This is a genomic window from Pseudomonas sp. LS-2 (genome assembly GCF_003605735.1).
Taxonomy (GTDB): domain Bacteria; phylum Pseudomonadota; class Gammaproteobacteria; order Pseudomonadales; family Pseudomonadaceae; genus Aquipseudomonas.
The window spans coordinates 66,944-88,534 of sequence record NZ_QXTJ01000001.1 but is presented as its reverse complement, the minus strand read 5'-3'; the positions used below and the strand labels follow the sequence as shown (position 1 = coordinate 88,534).

Annotated in this window: 19 protein-coding genes and 1 pseudogene; 17 read left to right on the top strand and 3 right to left on the bottom strand. The window is 58.9% G+C overall.

Features of this window, described 5'->3' with window-relative positions:
- The first annotated feature begins 395 nt into the window (after positions 1 to 395).
- The 3 genes from aat to infA all read left to right on the top strand — a co-directional run bounded on the left by aat (position 396) and on the right by infA (position 2,160).
- Positions 396 to 1,085 (top strand): leucyl/phenylalanyl-tRNA--protein transferase, encoded by a 690-nt coding sequence (gene aat, locus D3M70_RS00535; RefSeq protein ID WP_120123459.1) that lies wholly within the window; start codon positions 396 to 398, stop codon positions 1,083 to 1,085.
- A 47-nt stretch (positions 1,086 to 1,132) separates the two neighbouring features.
- Positions 1,133 to 1,840 carry an arginyltransferase gene (locus tag D3M70_RS00530; RefSeq protein WP_120123458.1) on the top strand — a complete coding sequence of 236 codons (708 nt, stop codon included), beginning with the start codon at positions 1,133 to 1,135 and terminating at the stop codon, positions 1,838 to 1,840.
- Between the two features lie 101 nt (positions 1,841 to 1,941).
- On the top strand, positions 1,942 to 2,160 hold the full coding sequence (gene infA / locus D3M70_RS00525) for a translation initiation factor IF-1 (protein ID WP_002553999.1): 219 nt from the start codon (positions 1,942 to 1,944) through the stop codon (positions 2,158 to 2,160).
- Positions 2,161 to 2,368: 208 nt separating this feature from the next.
- Here infA and clpA read toward each other — a convergent pair whose 3' ends face one another.
- Positions 2,369 to 4,639 (bottom strand): ATP-dependent Clp protease ATP-binding subunit ClpA, encoded by a 2,271-nt coding sequence (clpA, locus tag D3M70_RS00520; RefSeq protein WP_120123456.1) that lies wholly within the window; start codon positions 4,637 to 4,639, stop codon positions 2,369 to 2,371.
- A gap of 29 nt (positions 4,640 to 4,668) precedes the next feature.
- On the bottom strand, positions 4,669 to 5,031 hold the full coding sequence (gene clpS / locus D3M70_RS00515; RefSeq protein ID WP_074755300.1) for an ATP-dependent Clp protease adapter ClpS: 363 nt from the start codon (positions 5,029 to 5,031) through the stop codon (positions 4,669 to 4,671).
- A 222-nt stretch (positions 5,032 to 5,253) separates the two neighbouring features.
- Between clpS and cspD the strand changes: the two genes are divergently transcribed.
- Entirely contained in the window at positions 5,254 to 5,532 is a 279-nt protein-coding gene (gene cspD / locus D3M70_RS33920; RefSeq protein WP_120123454.1) for a cold shock domain-containing protein CspD, read from the top strand.
- A 92-nt stretch (positions 5,533 to 5,624) separates the two neighbouring features.
- Here cspD and icd read toward each other — a convergent pair whose 3' ends face one another.
- On the bottom strand, positions 5,625 to 6,881 hold the full coding sequence (gene icd, locus D3M70_RS00505) for an NADP-dependent isocitrate dehydrogenase (protein ID WP_120123452.1): 1,257 nt from the start codon (positions 6,879 to 6,881) through the stop codon (positions 5,625 to 5,627).
- 514 nt (positions 6,882 to 7,395) lie between these two features.
- On the opposite strand from icd, the gene D3M70_RS00500 reads away from it, so the two are divergent.
- The 13 genes and pseudogenes from D3M70_RS00500 to nuoC all read left to right on the top strand — a co-directional run bounded on the left by D3M70_RS00500 (position 7,396) and on the right by nuoC (position 21,591).
- Positions 7,396 to 9,621, top strand: coding sequence for an NADP-dependent isocitrate dehydrogenase (locus D3M70_RS00500; RefSeq protein ID WP_120123450.1), 2,226 nt, complete (start codon positions 7,396 to 7,398; stop codon positions 9,619 to 9,621).
- Between the two features lie 204 nt (positions 9,622 to 9,825).
- A complete protein-coding gene (locus tag D3M70_RS00495; protein WP_120123449.1) occupies positions 9,826 to 10,266 on the top strand; it encodes an NUDIX hydrolase in 441 nt (146 codons plus the stop codon).
- An 83-nt stretch (positions 10,267 to 10,349) separates the two neighbouring features.
- Positions 10,350 to 11,483 (top strand): tRNA 2-thiouridine(34) synthase MnmA, encoded by a 1,134-nt coding sequence (mnmA, locus tag D3M70_RS00490; RefSeq protein WP_120123447.1) that lies wholly within the window; start codon positions 10,350 to 10,352, stop codon positions 11,481 to 11,483.
- Positions 11,480 to 12,100, top strand: coding sequence for a high frequency lysogenization protein HflD (gene hflD / locus D3M70_RS00485; protein ID WP_120123445.1), 621 nt, complete (start codon positions 11,480 to 11,482; stop codon positions 12,098 to 12,100). The genes mnmA and hflD overlap by 4 nt, the downstream gene beginning before the upstream one ends.
- Positions 12,101 to 12,232: 132 nt before the next feature.
- A pseudogene (locus tag D3M70_RS32455) lies at positions 12,233 to 13,041 on the top strand (lyase family protein); the annotation flags it as partial.
- Position 13,042: 1 nt separating this feature from the next.
- A partial coding sequence (locus D3M70_RS32450) for a lyase family protein (RefSeq protein ID WP_256659648.1) occupies positions 13,043 to 13,559 on the top strand: 517 nt, incomplete at its 5' end.
- An 84-nt stretch (positions 13,560 to 13,643) separates the two neighbouring features.
- Positions 13,644 to 14,810: a cupin domain-containing protein gene (locus D3M70_RS00475; RefSeq protein ID WP_120123444.1), complete on the top strand. Its 1,167-nt coding sequence runs from the start codon at positions 13,644 to 13,646 to the stop codon at positions 14,808 to 14,810.
- Positions 14,803 to 15,228: a GNAT family N-acetyltransferase gene (locus D3M70_RS00470; RefSeq protein WP_120123442.1), complete on the top strand. Its 426-nt coding sequence runs from the start codon at positions 14,803 to 14,805 to the stop codon at positions 15,226 to 15,228. The genes D3M70_RS00475 and D3M70_RS00470 overlap by 8 nt, the downstream gene beginning before the upstream one ends.
- 183 nt (positions 15,229 to 15,411) lie before the next feature.
- Complete coding sequence (locus D3M70_RS00465; RefSeq protein ID WP_120123440.1) at positions 15,412 to 16,200, top strand: secretin N-terminal domain-containing protein; 789 nt, start codon at positions 15,412 to 15,414, stop codon at positions 16,198 to 16,200.
- 624 nt (positions 16,201 to 16,824) lie between these two features.
- Positions 16,825 to 18,150 (top strand): isocitrate lyase, encoded by a 1,326-nt coding sequence (gene aceA / locus D3M70_RS00460; RefSeq protein WP_120123438.1) that lies wholly within the window; start codon positions 16,825 to 16,827, stop codon positions 18,148 to 18,150.
- A gap of 488 nt (positions 18,151 to 18,638) precedes the next feature.
- A complete protein-coding gene (locus D3M70_RS00455; RefSeq protein WP_120123436.1) occupies positions 18,639 to 19,052 on the top strand; it encodes an NADH-quinone oxidoreductase subunit A in 414 nt (137 codons plus the stop codon).
- 10 nt (positions 19,053 to 19,062) lie between these two features.
- Positions 19,063 to 19,737 (top strand): NADH-quinone oxidoreductase subunit B family protein, encoded by a 675-nt coding sequence (locus tag D3M70_RS00450; RefSeq protein WP_074755324.1) that lies wholly within the window; start codon positions 19,063 to 19,065, stop codon positions 19,735 to 19,737.
- 72 nt (positions 19,738 to 19,809) lie between these two features.
- Positions 19,810 to 21,591 (top strand): NADH-quinone oxidoreductase subunit C/D, encoded by a 1,782-nt coding sequence (gene nuoC / locus D3M70_RS00445; protein ID WP_120123435.1) that lies wholly within the window; start codon positions 19,810 to 19,812, stop codon positions 21,589 to 21,591.

Below are 21,591 nucleotides of genomic sequence, written 5' to 3'. Positions count from 1 at the left end.
TATAAACGACTGCACGGACGAAATAGTGCTGACCGGTCCCTGAAACGACAACGTTGAACACACGCTCGACAGGTGACTTGAAATGAGGTTAAACATCATCGGGCATTGTACGGATTTGCACGCTGCACGCCACGTTAGTCTGGCGTGGACCTTGCAGATCTTCAAGCGTCGATGACAACGGGCGATTTGAGCACGCATTTTCTTTGCTGACAAAGGCTTATGACGTGTTTTTCTCACACTGTTCAACTGTCCAATGGCCATGCCTCCCGTGAAGCGATCAAATCTGCTGAAATCCTCACGATGCAGCGCCGGTCAACCGCGTGTGACCGCGTTCAGGCTCCGGAGTTGCACACGACTGGCGCTCTCCCCTCCCCTCTCGTAAAGAATGGATGCCAATGCTGACCTGGTTACAACGCGACAACCTCGATTTTCCGCCGCTGGAAAAAGCCATGCGCGACCCGAACGGCCTCCTGGCCGCAGGCGGCGACCTGTCCGCCGACCGGCTGGTCCAGGCCTATCGGCATGGCTGCTTTCCCTGGTATCAACAGGGGCAACCCATTCTCTGGGGGTCGCCCGACCCTCGTACGGTATTGCTTCCTGACGAACTGCATGTCTCACGCAGCCTGGGCAAAGTCTTGCGCCAGCAACGCTATCGCGTCACCTTCGATCAGGATTTTGCGGCAGTGATCCGCGGCTGTGCCGAACCACGCGATTATGCCGACGGCACCTGGATTACCGGCTCGATGCAAGCGGCGTATATAGAGTTGCACGCTCGGGGTCATGCCCACAGCGTCGAAGTCTGGGACGGTGATGAACTGGTCGGAGGGCTGTATGGCCTGGCAATGGGACAACTGTTCTTCGGCGAGTCCATGTTCAGCCGCGCGGACAACGCGTCCAAGGTGGGTTTCGCCACACTGGTCGAACGCCTGAAGGACTGGGGCTTCGTCCTGATCGACTGTCAGATGCCGACGCAGCACCTGCAAAGCCTGGGCGCTCGCTCCATACCTCGCAGAATCTTTGCTGACTACCTGAACAATCACCTGGATCAGCGCAATTGCGCCGACTGGTTACCTAGGCGAGTTTGATTCGCCTGGCATACACTCTTAACTAAAGTTTTTCTCGAGGGTTGATCATGACCGAGCTGGCGCGGCTTAAGTTTTATGCCACTCAACCCCACTCCTGCAGCTACCTGCCCGAGGAACAGGCCACCACGCTGTTCCTCGATCCCAGCCAGCCGATGGATGTGCAGGTCTATGCCGACCTTTCCGACATGGGGTTCCGTCGCAGCGGCGATCATCTTTATCGCCCGCACTGCCAGAATTGCAGCGCGTGCGTGCCTGCGCGGATTCCCGTGGGCCTGTTCGAGCCCGACCGTCAGCAAAAACGCATTTTCAAGAAAAACGCCGACATAGAAGTCACCAGCACCAAGCCGCATTTCAGCGAAGAGTACTTCGACCTTTACCAGCGTTATATCGAGCAGCGCCATGCCGATGGCGATATGTTCCCGCCGAGTCGCGATCAGTTTTCGACGTTTCTCGTGCGTGACCTCCCTTTCTCCCGTTTTTATGAATTCCGCGTGGAAGGCCGACTGCTGGCCGTGGCCGTAACCGATTTGCTGCCAAACGGCCTTTCGGCGGTGTACACGTTCTACGAGCCGTCCGAAGAAAAGCGCAGCCTGGGGCGCTTTGCGATCCTCTGGCAGATCGCCGAAGCCGCGCGCCTGCAATTGCACGCGGTGTACCTGGGTTACTGGATCAAGAACTGCAAAAAGATGAATTACAAGACCCAATATCGCCCCATCGAACTGCTCACCAATCAAAGATGGGTCACTCTTTACTGAAGCCCTTGGCTTAAACCCCACTTTTCGGGCACAATGCAGCCCGCTTTTGCCTGGCTGCCGTTTGCACCGGGCCATTCATTGGATACCGAGGGCTTTACTGCATGTCGAAAGAAGACAGCTTCGAAATGGAAGGCACTGTCGTCGACACCCTGCCCAACACCATGTTCCGTGTGGAGTTGGAAAATGGGCACGTCGTAACCGCGCACATCTCCGGCAAGATGCGCAAGAACTACATTCGTATTCTTACCGGCGACAAGGTCCGCGTTGAGCTGACGCCCTACGACTTGAGCAAAGGGCGCATCACTTACCGCGCCCGCTAACAAGTCTTAACAAAAACGCCCGGCACAAGCCGGGCGTTTTTGTTTGTGCATTCATTGGGCGAATTGGCCACTGTAGCAGCACGGCTTGCCGGCGGTGGCGCCTTCGGAACCGCTACCGCCGGCAAGCCGGGCTGCTACAGGGAGTCGCGTATTCGCAGCCAACAAAAAAGCGCCCGAAGGCGCCTTTTTGCTTTGTAGCGAAGAAACGTCAGGCCATTTCTGCCGTGGTCTCGTACTCGAACGTGATCTCGCCGTCCTTGAAGTCGATGTGAACCACACCGCCATGCTCGGACAACTCGCCGAAGAGAATCTCTTCGGCCAGCGGGCGCTTGATCTTGTCCTGGATCAGACGCGCCATTGGTCGCGCGCCCATCGCCGCATCGTAACCACCTTCGGCCAGGTAGCTTCTCGCCGCGTCCGAGACTTCGAGCAGAACACGCTTGTCTTCCAGCTGCGCCTGAAGTTCGGTGAGGAACTTGTCCACCACGCTTTTGATGACCTCATGACTGAGGCGACCAAACTGAATGATGGTGTCCAGACGGTTTCGGAATTCCGGCGTGAAGCTCTTCTTGATGACTTCCATGGCATCAGACGAGTGGTCCTGATGGGTGAAGCCGATCGACGCCCGCGCCGCGGTCTCGGCACCCGCGTTGGTGGTCATGATCACGATCACGTTGCGGAAATCCGCCTTGCGGCCGTTGTTGTCGGTCAGCGTACCGTGGTCCATCACCTGCAACAGCAGGTTGAAGACTTCCGGATGCGCCTTTTCGATCTCATCGAGCAACAACACGCAATGCGGTTGCTTGGTGATGGCTTCGGTCAACAGACCGCCCTGATCGAACCCGACATAACCTGGAGGCGCACCGATCAGACGCGAAACGGTGTGGCGCTCCATGTACTCGGACATGTCGAAACGCACCAGTTCGATCCCCAGCGCCTTGGCAAGCTGACGCGCCGCCTCGGTTTTACCCACACCGGTAGGCCCTGCGAACAGGAACGAACCGACAGGCTTGTCTGGCGACTTGAGGCCGGCACGGGACAGCTTGATCGCGGTCGACAGCGAATCGATCGCCGCGTCCTGACCGAACACCGTCAGCTTGAGGTCGCGCTCCAGATTACGCAGCAGTTCCTTGTCGGAGCTGTTGACGTGCTTTGGCGGGATCCGCGCGATCTTCGCGACGATGTCCTCGACCTGCGGCACTTCAATACGCTTGACGCGCATCTCCACCGGCTGCAGACGCTGGAAGGCACCGGCCTCGTCGATCACGTCGATGGCCTTGTCCGGCATGTGGCGATCGTTGATGTAACGCGAGGCCAGTTCGGCCGCCGCGCGCAGGGCTTCATCGCTGTACTCGATGTTGTGATGCTGTTCGAACCGGCCTTTGAGACCACGCAGGATACCAATGGTGTCTTCGACAGAAGGCTCGGACACGTCGACTTTCTGGAAGCGACGGGCCAGCGCACGGTCTTTCTCGAAGATGCCGCGGAACTCCTGGAACGTAGTCGAGCCGATGCAACGGATATCACCCGAAGACAGCAGCGGTTTAAGCAGGTTGGAGGCATCCATCACGCCGCCCGACGCAGCGCCGGCACCGATAATGGTGTGGATTTCGTCGATGAACAGGATCGCGTGAGGACGCTTTTTCAGCTCGCCGAGTAGCGCCTTGAAGCGCTTCTCGAAATCGCCGCGGTACTTGGTACCGGCCAGCAGAGCACCGAGGTCCAGGGAATAGACCACGCTGTTTGCCAGCAGATCAGGGACCTGATTGTCGACGATACGCTTGGCCAGGCCCTCGGCGATGGCGGTTTTACCCACACCCGCTTCGCCCACCAGCAATGGGTTGTTTTTGCGACGGCGCGCGAGAATCTGAGCGACACGCTCGACTTCCAGCTCACGGCCGACCAGAGGATCGATGCGGCCCTGGCGGGCCAGCTCATTCAGGTTGCTGGCATAGGCATCCAGAGGATTGCCCGAAGAAGAAGACTCGCCGCCCTCATCATCCTGCATATCTTGCTCACCTTCAGAGTGATCGCCATGCCCCGGCACCTTGGAAATGCCATGAGCGATATAGTTGACGACATCGATACGGGCAACGCTCTGCTGTTTGAGCAGAAACACTGCCTGACTTTCCTGCTCACTGAAAATCGCCACCAGAACGTTTGCGCCGGTGACTTCACGCTTACCGGAACTCTGCACATGGAACACGGCACGCTGGAGCACGCGCTGGAAGCCCAGGGTGGGTTGGGTCTCGCGATCCTCGTCATGGACAGGGATCAGCGGCGTGGTGGAGTCGATGAACTCCTGAAGGTCGTGTTTGAGTTTGTCGAGGTTTGCGCCGCAGGCACGCAGAACAGTGGCGGCAGCCTCATTGTCCAATAGGGCCAGCAGAAGGTGCTCGACGGTCATGAATTCATGACGCTTCGAACGGGCCTCCTTGAAAGCCAAATTGAGGGTGACTTCGAGCTCACGGTTTAACATAGCTTCACCTCATACCCAAGTGTCCGGCGTTAACCGTCCTTCTCGATCTCACAGAGTAGCGGATGCTGGCTTTCCCTGGCGTATTGGTTGACCTGCATTGCCTTGGTCTCGGCGATGTCGCGGGTAAACAATCCGCATACTGCCCGTCCCTCTGTATGGACGGCCAGCATGACCTTGGTCGCCAGCTCACGATTCAGGTTGAAAAACACCTCGAGCACTTCGACAACGAAATCCATCGGGGTGTAGTCATCGTTGAACAAAACCACCTTGTACATCGGTGGCACCTGCAACGTCGGCTTGGCTTCCTGTACTGCAATGCCTGCCGCGTCGTCCTCATGGGATTGCGGATCATCCTGATTGAATGTTAGTCGAATCTTGCTGATTGCATGCATGGTAAAGAAGGTTCACAGGGGGCGAAATTGAAATAAGTAGTCGCAGTCATACCGGTTTTCAACTGGACCGCTGCGTGACCTTGACTAACGGCTAAACGGTGTTACAAACAATAGAACCCACATTGGGTAAAAAGGGTCCGCGCAGTCAACCAAAATTTTTTAGGTCCGGCGGATGAGAGGTGATGATACTCCCATCGGAGTCCTTTGCAGAGGGATGTGACTATGCTAAGCGGTAAGGTCAAGTGGTTTAACAACGCCAAGGGGTATGGCTTCATCGTTGAAGATGGCAAGTCCGAGGACCTGTTTGCACACTACTCGGCGATTGAAATGGATGGCTACAAGACCCTCAAGGCCGGGCAACCGGTTCAATTTGAGATCATCCAGGGTCCCAAGGGCATGCACGCGGTGAAAATCAGCGGGCACCCATCGGCCGCCAATGCCAATAAAGAGACAGCTCATCAGCACGACCAGCAACACGAACACAGCAAAGCTCACGCCTGAGCCGGACCGTTCAAGCGCGAGACCTGAAAAAGCCGGTCAGCCCATTTCTGGACTGACCGGCTTTTTTTCGCCCGCCCTTTTGGACGCTGTTGCTACATGTGAGAGATCAAGGCATCACCGAAGGCCGACGAAGACAGTAATTTGGCTCCGTCCATCAACCGTTCGAAATCATAGGTCACCGTCTTCGCCGAAATCGCGCCATTCGTACCCTTGATGATCAGGTCCGCCGCTTCGGTCCAGCCCATGTGACGCAGCATCATTTCTGCCGAAAGAATCAACGAGCCAGGGTTGACCTGATCCTTGCCGGCATATTTGGGTGCCGTACCGTGCGTGGCCTCGAACATTGCCACGGTATCGGACAGGTTGGCCCCCGGCGCGATACCAATCCCGCCCACCTCCGCCGCCAGCGCGTCAGAGAGGTAGTCGCCGTTCAGGTTGAGCGTGGCGATCACGTCGTATTCGGCCGGGCGTAACAGGATCTGCTGCAGCATGGCGTCGGCGATGGCGTCCTTGACGATCACGTTCTTGCCGGTTTTCGGGTTCTTGAACTGCATCCATGGACCGCCGTCGAGCAGCGTCGCACCAAACTCCTCGCCCGCCACCTCGTAGGCCCACTCCTTGAAGGCCCCCTCGGTGAACTTCATGATGTTGCCCTTGTGAACGATGGTCAGCGAATCGCGATCGTTATCCACGACATATTGAAGGGCCTTGCGCGCCAGACGCCGGGTGCCTTCCTTCGAAACCGGTTTGACGCCGATGCCGCAATCCTGATCGAAGCGGATCTTGGTCACGCCCATTTCTTCCTTGAGAAACTTGATGACCTTGGTCGCTTCCGGGGAGCCGGCCTTCCATTCGATGCCGGCATAGATGTCTTCGGAGTTCTCACGAAAAATTGTCATGTCCACGTCGCCCGGCTTTTTCACAGGGCTCGGCACGCCTTCGAACCAGCGCACCGGACGCAGGCACACATACAGATCGAGCTGCTGACGCAGGGCCACGTTGAGCGAGCGAATCCCCCCGCCCACCGGCGTGGTCAGCGGGCCCTTGATCGACACCACGTAGTCTTTCACCGCGTCCAGGGTTTCCTGGGGCAACCAGGTGTCCTGGTCGTAAACCTGCGTCGCCTTCTCTCCGGCGTAGACTTCCATCCAGGAAATCTTGCGTTTGCCGCCGTAGGCTTTGTCCACCGCTGCGTCGACCACCTTGATCATCACCGGGCTGATGTCGACGCCAATGCCGTCGCCCTCGATGTACGGGATGATCGGATTGTCCGGCACGTTGAGCGAGTGATCGGCATTGACGGTGATCTTCTCGCCCGTCGCCGGCACCTTGATCTTCTGGAATCCCATGCTTGCTTCCGCCTGTTGTTGTTATTGACGCCGTGGTTGGGTGATCGGGGATGTGCGCTCAACGAGCGTAGACCACTGGAACAGGCTCCGAAACAAATGCTCCTTTAGTCGAAAAGCGACGGGTTATTCATCCATCTGCGGGACGGCCACCCGGACTGCGACAGGTTGACGCAGGCCGCGTGAGACGTGGGTTTGGAGATTTTCAGGGGTCCGAGCGACGATGCCGAATCGGTCAACGTGAACCTGTAGCGTTCACACTACTATCGTATTAATGGCCGGGACCGGTGATATACTCGCGCCGGTGACCACTGGGTCATTGGGGGCCGAGCCATCTTAAAGCCCTCGACAGGCTGGACCGTTACCGCAGCCCAGCTGCTTGATGCTCGACTGATCTACCCCATATCACGCGACGAAATTCTCGACTTTCGGCTCATCGATACTTTGGGCGAAAGTGCCTACCCTGCGCATCTCGAAATTTTGTGTACGCTCAGCAAAGAAGAGAGTTATCCCGAAAATGTCCAACCGCTCGAAGATCATCTATACCTTCACCGACGAAGCTCCTGCCCTCGCCACCTACTCACTCCTTCCTATCATCGAAGCATTCACCGCCTCCGCTGATATCGCCGTTGAAACCCGCGACATCTCTCTTGCAGCCCGCATCCTGGCAAGCTTCCCCGAGCAGCTGGGCGACAAGAAGGTTTCCGACGATCTGGCTGAGCTGGGCGAACTGGCGACGACGCCGGAAGCCAACATCATCAAGCTGCCGAACATCAGCGCCTCGGTTCCACAACTGAAGGCCGCGATCAAGGAACTGCAAGCCAAGGGCTACAACGTCCCGAACTACCCGGACGAAGTCGTTACCGAAGCCGACAAGGCTGCCCGCGCTGGCTACGACAAGGTAAAAGGCAGCGCCGTGAACCCGGTTCTGCGTGAAGGTAACTCTGATCGCCGCGCACCATTGTCGGTGAAGAACTACGCTCGCAAGCACCCGCACAAGATGGGCGCCTGGGCGGCCGACTCCAAGTCCCACGTTGCCCACATGGACAACGGCGACTTCTACGGCAGCGAAAAATCCTCGCTGATCGAAGCCGCTGGCTCGGTCAAGATCGAACTGATCGGCAAAGACGGCAGCACCACTGTACTGAAGGACAAGACCTCGGTCCTGGCCGGTGAAGTGATCGACTGCGCCGTCATGAGCAAGAAAGCCCTGCGTGCTTTCGTTGCCAAGGAAATCGAAGACGCCAAGAAACTGGGCGTGCTGTTCTCCGTTCACCTGAAAGCCACCATGATGAAGGTCTCCGACCCGATCATGTTCGGCGAGTTCGTGGCCGAGTACTACCAGGACGCGCTGAACAAGCACGCTGAAGTCCTGAAGGAAATCGGTTTCAACCTGCACAACGGTATCGGCGACCTGTACGCCCGTATCAAGGATCTGCCAGCCGACCAGCAAGCGCAGATCGAAGCGGACGTCAAAGCCGTCTACGCGACCCGCCCTCCTCTGGCGATGGTCAACTCCGACAAAGGCATCACCAACCTGCACGTACCGAGCGACGTCATCGTCGACGCCTCGATGCCGGCGATGATTCGTGACTCCGGCAAGATGTGGAACAACGACGGCGTCCTGCAGGACACCAAGGCCGTGATCCCGGATCGCTGCTACGCCACCATCTACCAGGCTGTCATCGAAGACTGCAAGAAGCACGGCGCCTTCGATCCGACCACCATGGGCAGCGTACCGAACGTTGGCCTGATGGCGCAGAAAGCCGAAGAGTACGGTTCGCACAACAAGACGTTCCAGATCGAAACCGACGGCGTGGTCCGCGTGACCGACGATAAAGGTCAGGTTCTGATGGAACAGACCGTTGAAGTCGGCGACATCTGGCGCATGTGCCAGACCAAGGACGCGCCGATCCAGGACTGGGTCAAACTGGCCGTCAACCGTTCGCGCCTGAGCAACACCCCGGCCATCTTCTGGCTGGACCCGAAACGCGCTCACGACGCCGTGATGATCAAGAAGGTCGAGCAGTACCTGAAGGATCACGACACCACCGGTCTGGACATCACCATCAAGTCGCCAGTCGACGCGATGAAGGTTTCCCTGGAACGTATTCGCGCTGGCAAGGACACCATCTCGGTGACCGGCAACGTACTGCGTGACTACCTGACCGACCTGTTCCCGATCATGGAACTGGGCACGAGCGCCAAGATGCTGTCGATCGTTCCGCTGATGAATGGCGGCGGTCTGTTCGAAACCGGCGCTGGCGGTTCGGCTCCGAAGCACGTTCAGCAACTCAACGAAGAAAACTTCCTGCGTTGGGACTCGCTGGGCGAATTCCTGGCATTGGCAGCGTCGCTGGAGCACCTGGGCAACGTCTACAACAACCCTAAAGCTTTGGTACTTGCCACTGCCCTGGACAAGGCCACCGGCCAGTTCCTGGACAACAACAAGTCGCCATCGCGCAAGGTTGGCGGGATCGACAACCGCGGCAGCCACTTCTACCTGGCCATGTACTGGGCTCAGGCTCTGGCTGCCCAGACCGAAGATACCGCACTGCAGGCCAAGTTCACCGAACTGGCCAAAGCCCTGACCGAAAACGAAACCACCATCGTTAACGAACTAAACGCTGTTCAGGGCAAGCCACTGGATATCGGCGGTTACTACTTCGCCACGCCAGAACTGGCCAGCAAAGCCATGCGTCCTAGCGCTACCTTGAACAACGCCATCAACGCGTTGAAGTAAGGTTGCCAGGTCGGCGGCTCACCCCGCCGAACGCATCATGAAAACCCCGGCCATGTGCCGGGGTTTTTCTTTTTTTCTTGGGTGCACACGATTCCTGTAGGTGCAATCGGAGGTTACGACGGTCGCGATGCGGTGTGTCAGAAAAACCGCAATCGCGCCCCTCGCAAACTCGGAGTGCTCCTACATTAACCGAGGAGATCTCGAATGACCTGGCAACCCCACATCACCGTCGCGACCATCGTCGAAGACAACGGCCGCTTCCTGTTCGTCGAGGAATCGAAAAACAACAAACTCGTCCTCAATCAACCCGCGGGCCATCTGGAGGCGAACGAAACCCTGCGTGAAGCGGCCATACGCGAAACCCTCGAAGAAACCGGCTGGGACGTCGAGCTGACCGGCGTGGTTGGCATTTACCTGTACACCGCGCCAAGCAACGGTGTGACGTACCAGCGGGTCTGCTTTTCGGCCAAGGCCACCAAGCACCATCCCGAGCGTGAACTGGACACCGGCATCGTCGGCGCGCCTTGGTTCACGCGAGACGAGTTGGCCAGCCAACCCGACCGCTGGCGCAGCCACCTGGTGCTGGGGTGCGTTGACGACTATCTCGCAGGCCCGCTCCATAGCCTGGATGTGGTGCGCGACTGATGCGCGCAACTGAATAGCTTTTAGCCTTGGCGTCGAGTCCCTGATAGAATCGCGTCCTTTTCCAAGCTACCCATCGAATTCCTATGTCTGATTCAGCCTTTTCCGATACAGAAAAGAAGCGCGTCATTGTCGGCATGTCCGGCGGCGTGGATTCTTCGGTCTCCGCCCTTCTGCTCATGGAGCAGGGGTATCAGGTGGAAGGCCTGTTCATGAAGAACTGGGAAGAAGACGACGGAACGGAATACTGCACCGCCATGGACGACCTCGCGGACGCCCAGGCCGTGTGCGACCGGATCGGTATCAAGCTGCACACCGTGAACTTCGCGGCCGAATACTGGGATAACGTCTTCGAGCACTTCCTCGAAGAGTATAAGGCCGGCCGCACGCCGAACCCGGACATCCTGTGCAACCGCGAGATCAAGTTCAAAGCCTTCCTCGACTACGCCTTCATGCTCGGCGCCGACCTGATCGCCACCGGTCATTACGTGCGTCGTCGTGATATCCATGGCCGCACCGAGCTGCTCAAGGGCCTGGACCCGAACAAGGACCAGAGCTATTTCCTGCACGCGGTAGCGGGTGAACAGATCGCCAAGACCCTGTTCCCGGTCGGCGAACTGGAAAAGCCCGAAGTGCGCGCCATCGCCGAGAAATATCAGCTAGCGACAGCGAAGAAGAAGGACTCCACCGGCATCTGCTTCATTGGCGAACGTCGTTTCACCGACTTCCTCAAACAGTACCTGCCTGCGCAGCCGGGCGAGATCAAGACCACCGAAGGCGAAGTCATCGGCCGTCACGCGGGCCTGATGTATCACACGATCGGCCAGCGTCAGGGGCTGGGTATCGGCGGCCTGAAGGACGCTGGCGACGAGCCGTGGTACGTGCTGGAAAAAGACCTGGTGAACAACGTGCTGATCGTCGGTCAGGGTAACGAACACCCATGGCTGTTCTCCCGCGCCCTGCTGGCCTCGGAAATCTACTGGGTCAACCCGATTGATCTGAGCAGCCCACGCAAGCTGACCGCCAAGGTCCGTTATCGCCAGGGCGATCAGTGCTGCACGCTTGAACGCACCGAAACCGGTTACCGCGCCACCTTCGACGAGCCGCAGCGCGCCGTGACGCCGGGCCAGTCCGTGGTGTTCTACGACGGCGAAATCTGCCTCGGCGGTGGCGTCATCGAAATCGCCGAACCCTGGCACAGCAAGGACGCTCGTCGATGAGTCCGATTCAAGAGCAACTCACCGCACTGGGCGGCGTGTTTCAGGCCGCCGTGCTGGTAGACCGCATCGCCAAGACCGGTCAGGCCGGTGAAGCGGCGGTCGGCTGCCTGCTGGGTGGCCTGCTGGTGATGGACCCCAAGGACACGCTGGAAGTGTTCGGCGGCGACGACCTGAACTTGCGCGAGGGCTATCGCGCGCTTGCCAGTGCCCTTGAGCGCGACCCAGGCACCCTGCAACGCGAGCCGTTGCGTTATGCCCTGGCCATGCTCGGGCTCGAACGTCAGCTGTCCAAGCGCGACGACATGCTCGAAATCATCGGCAAGCGCTTGCCGCAGATCAAGTCCCAGGTCGAGCACTTCGGTATCGTCCACGAGAACGTGATCGCCGCCAGCGGCGCGCTGTATCAGGACACGTTGAGCACATTGCGCCAGCGGATCCAGGTCCACGGCGACATGCGCAACCTGCAGCAACCCAACAACGCCTCGAAGATCCGCGCCCTGCTCCTGGCCGGCATTCGTTGCGCGCGACTTTGGCGACAAGTGGGCGGTCACCGCTGGCAACTGGTCATCAGCCGTCGCAAGTTATTGAAAGAACTGTATCCCTTGCTGCACGGCTGACCGCCGAGCGCGCCGGAACAGCGCATTTACCCGACACAGCGCGATCCATCTCGGTCAACCGGCCTCGGCTGGGCCGAATTTTCATGTATGATACGCGCCCCTTTTAGTTGCCCGACTGTCCGAGAACACCCCATGCAGCTTTCTTCGCTCACTGCGGTTTCCCCTGTAGACGGCCGCTACGCCGGCAAAACCCAGGCCCTGCGCCCTATTTTCAGCGAGTACGGCCTGATCCGTTTCCGCGCCCTCGTCGAAGTCCGCTGGCTCCAGCGCCTGGCGGCTCACCCGCAAATCCCTGAAGTCCCGGCATTTTCCGCCGAAGCCAACGCCATTCTCGACGCGCTGGCCGATGACTTCGCGCTGGAGCACGCCGAGCGTGTGAAAGAGATCGAGCGCACCACCAACCACGACGTCAAGGCAATCGAGTACCTGCTCAAGGAGCAGGCCGCCAAGTTGCCGGAACTGGCCAAGGTCAGCGAATTCATCCACTTCGCCTGCACCAGTGAAGACATCAACAACCTGTCCCACGCACTGATGCTGCGTGAAGGCCGCGACACCGTGCTGCTGCCGCTGATGCGTCAGATCGCCGAATCCATCCGCGAATTGGCGATCCGCTTCGCCGCTGTGCCGATGCTGTCGCGCACCCACGGTCAGCCTGCTTCGCCGACCACTCTGGGTAAAGAGCTGGCGAACGTCGTCTACCGTCTGGAGCGTCAGATCGCTCAGGTCGCTGCCGTTCCGCTGCTGGGCAAGATCAACGGCGCCGTGGGCAACTACAACGCCCACCTGTCGGCCTACCCGGACATCGACTGGGAAGCCAATGCCCGCGCCTTCATCGAAGACGAGCTGGGCCTGGGCTTCAACCCATACACCACGCAGATCGAGCCGCACGACTACATTGCCGAGCTGTTCGACGCGATCGCCCGTTACAACACCATCCTGATNCACGCAGAAGACCGTCGCTGGCGAAATCGGCTCCTCGACCATGCCGCACAAGGTCAACCCGATCGACTTCGAAAACTCTGAAGGCAATCTGGGCATCGCCAACGCGCTGTTCCAACACCTGGCGAGCAAGCTGCCGATCTCCCGCTGGCAGCGCGACCTGACCGACTCCACCGTATTGCGCAACCTCGGCGTGGGCTTCGCTCACAGCGTGATTGCCTACGAGGCGAGCCTCAAAGGTATCGGCAAGCTGGAGCTGAACGAGCAGAAGATCGCCGCCGATCTGGACGCGTGCTGGGAAGTCCTGGCCGAGCCGATCCAGACCGTCATGCGTCGCTACAACATCGAGAACCCGTACGAGAAGCTCAAGGAGCTGACGCGCGGCAAGGGCATCGGCCCTGAAGCGCTGCAGACCTTCATCGACGGCCTGGACATGCCTGCCGAAGCCAAGGCCGAGCTGAAGAAGCTGACGCCGGCCAACTACATCGGCAATGCCGTGGCTCAAGCCAAGCGCATCTGATAGCACCGCACACGCTCTAAGCGCCCGGCTGAGCCGGGCGTTTTTATTCCAGTCTGAAAAATACGTTTTTTCAATAGGTTACACATGAATCCTGATATTCCTGTTCAGCTGCTTGGCGGCATCACGGCGCGCGAATTCCTGCGCGACTACTGGCAGAAAAAACCCCTGCTGATCCGTCAGGCCATTCCGGATTTCGAAAGCCCGATCGACCCCGACGAACTGGCAGGCCTGGCTCTGGAAGAAGAAGTCGAGTCGCGCCTGATCATTGAGAACGGCGTGCGCCCATGGGAAATGCGTCGCGGCCCATTTGCCGAGGACGAGTTCAGCAAACTCCCGGAAACCGAATGGACTCTGCTGGTCCAGGCCGTCGACCAGTTCGTCCCGGAAGTCGCCGAACTGCTGGAAAACTTCCGCTTCTTGCCCAGCTGGCGCATTGACGACGTCATGATCAGCTACGCAGCGCCAGGTGGCAGCGTCGGCCCGCACTTCGACAACTACGACGTGTTCCTGCTGCAAGGCCACGGCAAGCGCCACTGGAAAATCGGCCAGATGTGCGACACCGACAGCCCGCTGCTGGAGCACGCGGACCTGCGCATCCTTGCCGATTTCCAGGGCAGCGACGAGTGGACGCTGGAGCCGGGCGACATGCTCTACTTGCCGCCACGCCTGGCTCACTGGGGTGTGGCCGTGGACGACTGCCTGACCTATTCCGTCGGTTTCCGCGCACCGAGCGCCGCTGAAGTGCTGACCCACTTCACCGACTTCCTCAGCCAGTTCATGTCCGATGAAGAGCGCTACACCGACGCCGATGCCCAGCCGGTCAGCGACCCGCACCAGATTCAGCGCGACGCCCTGGACCGCCTCAAGGCGCTGCTGGCCGAGCACATGGGCGACGAACGCCTGCTGTTGACCTGGTTCGGCCAGTTCATGACCGAGCCGCGCTACCCGGAACTGGTGACAGGCCCGGAGCTGGACGACGCCGAACTGCTGGACAGCCTCGAACAGGGCGCGATCCTGATTCGCAATCCGAGTGCGCGTCTGGCATGGTCCGAGGTGGACGACGACTTGCTGCTGTTCGCCAGCGGTCAAAGCCGCCTGCTGCCCGGCCGTCTGCGCGAACTGTTGAAACTGGTCTGCGCGGCCGATGCACTGCATATGGATAATCTGGGCCAATGGCTGGCAGATGAAGATGGTCGCGACTTGCTCTGTGAGCTGGTCAAACAAGGAAGTCTGGGGTTTGCTGATGAATAAGATCCGTGTACGGGTAGCCGACTGGCAGAAAGATAACGCCGACATCCGGCGCATTCGCGAAGCCGTGTTCATTGCCGAGCAATCGGTACCGCCCGAACTGGAATGGGACGCTGAAGACGCAGGCGCCCTGCACTTCCTGGCACTGGAAGGCGACTATCCGATCGGCACGGCACGCCTGCTGCCGGACGGTGAAATCGGTCGCCTGTCGGTGCTCAAGGACTGGCGGGGCCTGAATGTCGGTGACGCACTGCTCACCACATTGATCACCGAGGCGGAAAACCGCGACCTCAAGCACCAGAAGCTCAGCGCTCAAGTGCATGCCACCGCGTTCTACGAGCGTTTCGGCTTCACCGTGGTCAGCGAAGAGTTCCTCGAAGCGGGTCTGCCCCACGTCGACATGGTGCGCAGTTCGCGCTAAACCCGGTCGATGTATTCAGGGAACGCCCCGGCGCGCTCGTCTCAGCGGCTATGCTGAAACGGGAACACCGGGGCGTTCTGCTGTCTGCGATTCAACTTGGCGCTGTTCAGGCCGACAAACTGGCGAGCTGTTACCTTATAAAACCTCAACGCCCTGATGCACCCCCTCGCGGAGATCACACCGATGTCGTTACGTACCCTGCTCGCTTCAGTGCTGTTGGCTTGCAGCTTTACGGCCGTTGCCGCCACCGAAGTCATCCCCCTCAATTACCGCACCAGCGATGACCTGATGCCGACCGTGAAGTCATTTCTGGGGGAGGAAGGCAGCGTCAATGCCTACGGCAACAAACTGATCGTCAACGCCGAGCCGGGCAAAATCAGCGAACTTCGCGACCTGCTGGCCCAGCTGGATACAGCGCCGAAACGCCTGTTGATCAGCGTCGACACCAGCGACAATACGATTCAGAGCGATCAGGCTTACGCGGTGAACGGCACCGTGCGCTCGCAGAATGGCCGTGTCAGTGCCGATAGCCAGACCCGCATCATCAACTATGGGACCGCAAGCCGTGACGGCGGCGTTCAGCAGGTCCAGGCCAATGAAGGGACCCCGGCGCTGATTCAGGTAGGCCAGAGCGTTCCGATCACTGACGTGCAGACCGATTCCTACGGTTATGCGCAATCCAACACCCAGTATCGCAATGTGACGCGCGGGTTCTACGTGACAGCCAGTGTCACCGGCGACATCGTTCATCTGAACATCAGCACCAATAACGACCGCATGAGCCAGCAACGCACCGATGCGATCAAGGTGCAGAGCACGGACACGCAAGTCAGCGGCCGGCTCGGTGAGTGGATCACGCTGGCAGGCGTCAGCGACCAGTCCCGGGCGGACGAACATGGAGTGGCGCGCCGTTATTCCACGCAAGGTCGCGACGACATGAGCTTGCGCGTGAAGGTCGATAGCCTGGATTGAAATGCCTGCCCCACGACGAATGTAGGAGCGCGCTTGCCCGCGATCTGCCGGGAACCGGCAGCAATTAGTTCGCCCTCTGCACGACTGCCACGTCCAAGCCGTTTGATTCTGCTGCCGCTTCGCGCCAGATCGAGAGCAAGCGCGCTCCTACATTCCAATACGTACCAGGACTCTCATGTAGTGCCCGATTTCTCACTACATAATCCCTCTCCCCTCGTGACCAACCAGTCCCGCCGCGGACTTGCGGTATTGGCACCTTCGAGCCTGAAACTGACTGCCTGGTCGCATTAGACAAAAGATGTAGTGCACGAAAATAACCACTACAAAACGTTTGACGACGCAGAAATGCCGAGGCATGATGGCCTCGCTCCCACTGATTGGAGGTTTTCGCAGAAAGCCTCAGAATTGTGCTCCAACTCAACAAGATTGAGCATGTTCGCGTCTTTTATGCCCAAAAGGCAGCTGCATCGCGTCGCCATCGTGACCGCGAAAAATACCCAGGCTTGAATGCATGCTTTCCGATTCAGTGAGCAGCCATAAGTGCGCCCTTGAGAAACCCCAGGCACCGGCTGGACAAGAGCTTTCACCTCAAGACCCACAAGACAATGCGACGAGGTTTACCCCATGGCACTGACACGCGAACAACAAATTGCAGCCATTGAGAAAGACTGGGCCGAGAATCCACGCTGGAAAGGCGTGACCCGCACCTACTCCGCTGCTGACGTCGTCCGCCTGCGTGGCTCGATCCAGCCTGAACACACGTTCGCCAGACAGGGCGCCGAAAAGCTCTGGAATCTGGTGACTCAGGGCGCCAAGCCGTCGTTCCGTCCCGACAAGGATTTCGTCAACTGCATGGGCGCCCTGACCGGCGGCCAGGCCGTTCAACAGGTCAAGGCCGGCATCCAGGCGATCTACCTGTCCGGCTGGCAAGTCGCCGCGGACAACAACTCCGCCGAGTCGATGTACCCTGACCAGTCGCTGTACCCGGTGGATTCGGTTCCAACCGTGGTCAAGCGCATCAACAACTCGTTCCGCCGCGCCGACCAGATCCAGTGGAAAGCCGGCAAGAATCCGGGCGACGAAGGCTATATCGATTACTTCGCGCCAATCGTGGCTGACGCCGAAGCCGGTTTCGGTGGCGTCCTGAACGCCTACGAATTGATGAAGAGCATGATCGAAGCGGGCGCTGCCGGCGTGCACTTCGAAGACCAACTGGCCTCGGTGAAGAAATGCGGACACATGGGCGGCAAGGTTCTGGTGCCGACTCAAGAAGCCGTGCAGAAGCTGGTCGCCGCACGTCTGGCGGCTGACGTCGCTGGCGTACCGACGATCATTCTGGCCCGTACCGACGCCAACGCCGCAGACCTGCTGACTTCCGATTGCGATCCGTATGACAAGCCGTTCGTGACCGGCACTCGCACTCCAGAAGGCTTCTATAAAGTGCGCGCCGGTCTGGATCAGGCCATCGCTCGCGGCCTGGCGTATGCGCCGTACGCCGACCTGATCTGGTGTGAAACCGCCAAACCGGATCTGGACGAGGCCCGTCGCTTCGCCGAAGCAATCAAAAAGGAATATCCGGACCAACTGCTTTCGTACAACTGCTCGCCATCGTTCAACTGGAAGAAGAACCTGGACGACGCAACCATCGCCAAATTCCAGCGCGAGCTGTCGGCAATGGGCTACAAGCACCAGTTCATCACCCTGGCCGGTATCCACAACATGTGGCACAGCATGTTCAACCTGGCGCACGACTACGCGCGCAACGACATGACCGCCTACGTGAAGCTCCAGGAGCAGGAGTTCGCCGACGCGGCCAAGGGTTACACCTTCGTGGCGCACCAGCAGGAAGTCGGTACAGGCTACTTCGACGACATGACGACCGTGATCCAGGGTGGCAAGTCCTCGGTCACCGCCCTGACCGGCTCCACCGAAGAAGAGCAGTTTCACTAAGCCCTGTGTTTTTTAGCTCCAGACAAGGCCGCCTTCGGGCGGCCTTTGTCATCGCGCAATTAATAACCAACATATTCAGTCAACTATTCGCCGATAGACGTCTCTAATCGCCCCACAGAAGTTAATTAACCCTGCCGCCCAATTACTCCTCATTTGACGCCCGTTGTAATGCCAACTTCGTCACTTTTCAGTGACGCAAGCAAAACCCTCTTTCAAATGATATTAATTATCATTTAACCCGCATTACTTTCATTACCGAACGCGCGAAACATAATTAACGAAAACGGCCGTAATGCCCGTGCGGCGCGGGTCCGCGCACCAAAATCGTGACCTGGCTCATTAATCCTGTGAATAAATTTGATGTAGAAAATTTACTTGCCCTCCTTTTGCACATAAAATCCCGGAATTGATCGCACTGCGACATATCGTCACTGCTTCTACTTCTTTTCAAGCTCAGAGACGTCTGCTCTCTGTTAAGGACTGCCAGCATGCCCGAATCGACAGGTCTGATTGCCCACAACTGGGGCTTCGCCATTTTCCTTTTGGGCGTCATCGGCCTCTGCGCCTTCATGCTCGGCCTCTCCAGCCTGCTCGGTTCCAAAGCCTGGGGCCGCAGCAAGAACGAACCTTTCGAATCCGGCATGCTGCCTACAGGCGGCGCCCGCCTGCGGCTCTCCGCAAAATTCTATCTGGTCGCGATGCTGTTCGTGATTTTCGATATTGAAGCCCTCTTTCTGTACGCCTGGTCTGTGTCCGTCCGCGAAAGCGGCTGGACCGGCTTCGCCGAAGCTCTCGTTTTCATAGCAATTCTGTTGGCAGGTCTTGTCTACCTATGGCGTGTAGGGGCGCTCGATTGGGCTCCCGAAGGACGTCGTACTCGGCAGGCGAAGCTAAAACAATGAGGCTTTGGCAATGCAATACAATCTCACCAGGATCGACCCGGATGCTCCTAACGAGCAGTACCCCATCGGCGAACGGGAAACCGTTTCCGATCCGTTAGAGGATCAAGTCCACAAAAACATCTTCATGGGCAAGCTCGAGGACGTACTGAGCGGTGCTGTCAATTGGGGTCGCAAGAACTCCCTTTGGCCGTACAACTTCGGTCTGTCGTGCTGCTACGTGGAAATGACCACCGCCTTCACGGCGCCCCACGACATCGCGCGCTTTGGCGCCGAGGTTATCCGGGCATCGCCGCGTCAGGCGGATTTCATGGTTATCGCCGGTACCTGCTTCATCAAGATGGCGCCCATCATCCAGCGTCTGTATGAGCAAATGCTCGAACCTAAATGGGTCATTTCCATGGGTTCGTGCGCCAACTCCGGTGGCATGTACGACATCTACTCTGTGGTTCAGGGCGTGGACAAGTTCCTGCCTGTGGATGTTTACGTGCCCGGCTGCCCGCCCCGCCCAGAGGCATTTCTGCAAGGCCTGATGCTGTTGCAGGAATCCATTGGCCAGGAGCGTCGCCCTCTTTCCTGGGTCGTCGGCGACCAAGGCGTGTATCGCGCCGAGATGCCGTCGCAGAAGGAACAGCGCCGCGAACAGCGAATCGCAGTGACGAACCTGCGCAGCCCCGACGAAGTCTGATCCAGTTTTCTTTACAAAAAGAAGCCTGAGCCTGGATTCATTCTGTACGTTGACCGATAGCGATCGAGACCTATGACTGCAGACACCGCTCTGTACATCCCGCCTTACAAGGCTGACGACCAAGATGTCGTCGTTGAACTACACAACCGTTTTGGCGCCGAGGCGTTCACCGCGCAATCCACTGTGACCGGCATGCCGGTGCTGTGGGTTGCCCGTGCGAAGCTGTTCGAAATCCTCAACTTCCTGCGCAACGTGCCCAAGCCGTACTCGATGCTGTACGACCTGCACGGTGTGGACGAGCGCCTGCGTACCAAACGCCGTGGCTTGCCGGACGCCGACTTCACCGTGTTCTACCACCTGCTGTCGGTAGAGCGTAACAGTGACGTGATGATCAAGGTCGCCTTGTCCGAGGGCGACCTCAGCGTGCCGACCGTGACCAGCATCTGGCCTAACGCCAACTGGTACGAGCGTGAAGTGTGGGACATGTTCGGGATCGACTTCCCGGGCCACCCGCACCTGAGCCGCATCATGATGCCGCCGACCTGGGAAGGTCACCCGCTGCGCAAGGACTACCCTGCCCGCGCCACCGAATTCGACCCGTACAGCCTGACGCTGGCCAAACAGCAACTGGAAGAGGAAGCCGCGCGTTTCCGTCCGGAAGACTGGGGCATGAAGCGTTCCGGCACCAACGAGGACTACATGTTCCTCAACCTGGGTCCGAACCACCCTTCGGCGCACGGTGCGTTCCGTATCGTGCTGCAGCTGGACGGTGAAGAGATCGTCGACTGCGTTCCGGACATCGGTTACCACCACCGTGGCGCCGAGAAGATGGCCGAGCGTCAGTCCTGGCACAGCTTCATCCCGTACACCGACCGTATCGACTACCTCGGCGGGGTGATGAACAACCTGCCGTACGTGCTCTCGGTCGAGAAGCTGGCGGGCATCAAGGTGCCCGAGAAGGTCGACGTCATCCGCATCATGATGGCCGAGTTCTTCCGCATCACCAGCCACCTGCTGTTCTTGGGTACCTACATTCAGGACGTGGGCGCGATGACCCCGGTGTTTTTCACCTTCACCGACCGGCAGAAAGCCTACACGGTGATCGAAGCCATCACCGGTTTCCGCCTGCACCCGGCCTGGTACCGCATCGGTGGAGTCGCACACGACCTGCCGCGCGGCTGGGAAAAACTGGTCAAGGACTTCGTCGAATGGCTGCCAAAGCGCCTCGACGAATACACCAAGGCCGCCCTGCAGAACAGCATCCTCAAGGGTCGTACCATCGGCGTCGCCGCCTACAACACCAAAGAAGCCCTGGAATGGGGCGTCACCGGTGCCGGCTTGCGTTCCACCGGTTGCGACTTCGATCTGCGCAAGGCACGTCCTTACTCCGGTTACGAGAACTTCGAATTCGAAGTGCCGCTGGCCGTCAATGGCGATGCCTATGATCGCTGCATGGTCCGCGTCGAAGAGATGCGCCAGAGCATCAAGATCATCGACCAGTGCATGCGCAACATGCCGGAAGGCCCGTACAAGGCGGATCACCCGCTGACCACGCCGCCGCCCAAAGAGCGCACGCTGCAGCACATCGAAACCTTGATCACGCACTTCCTGCAGGTTTCGTGGGGCCCGGTCATGCCGGCCAACGAATCCTTCCAGATGATCGAAGCGACCAAGGGCATCAACAGTTATTACCTGACGAGCGACGGCGGCACCATGAGCTACCGTACCCGGATTCGCACCCCAAGCTACCCGCACCTGCAGCAGATCCCTTCGGTGATCAAAGGCAGCATGGTCGCGGACTTGATCGCGTACCTGGGTAGTATCGATTTCGTTATGGCCGACGTGGACCGCTAA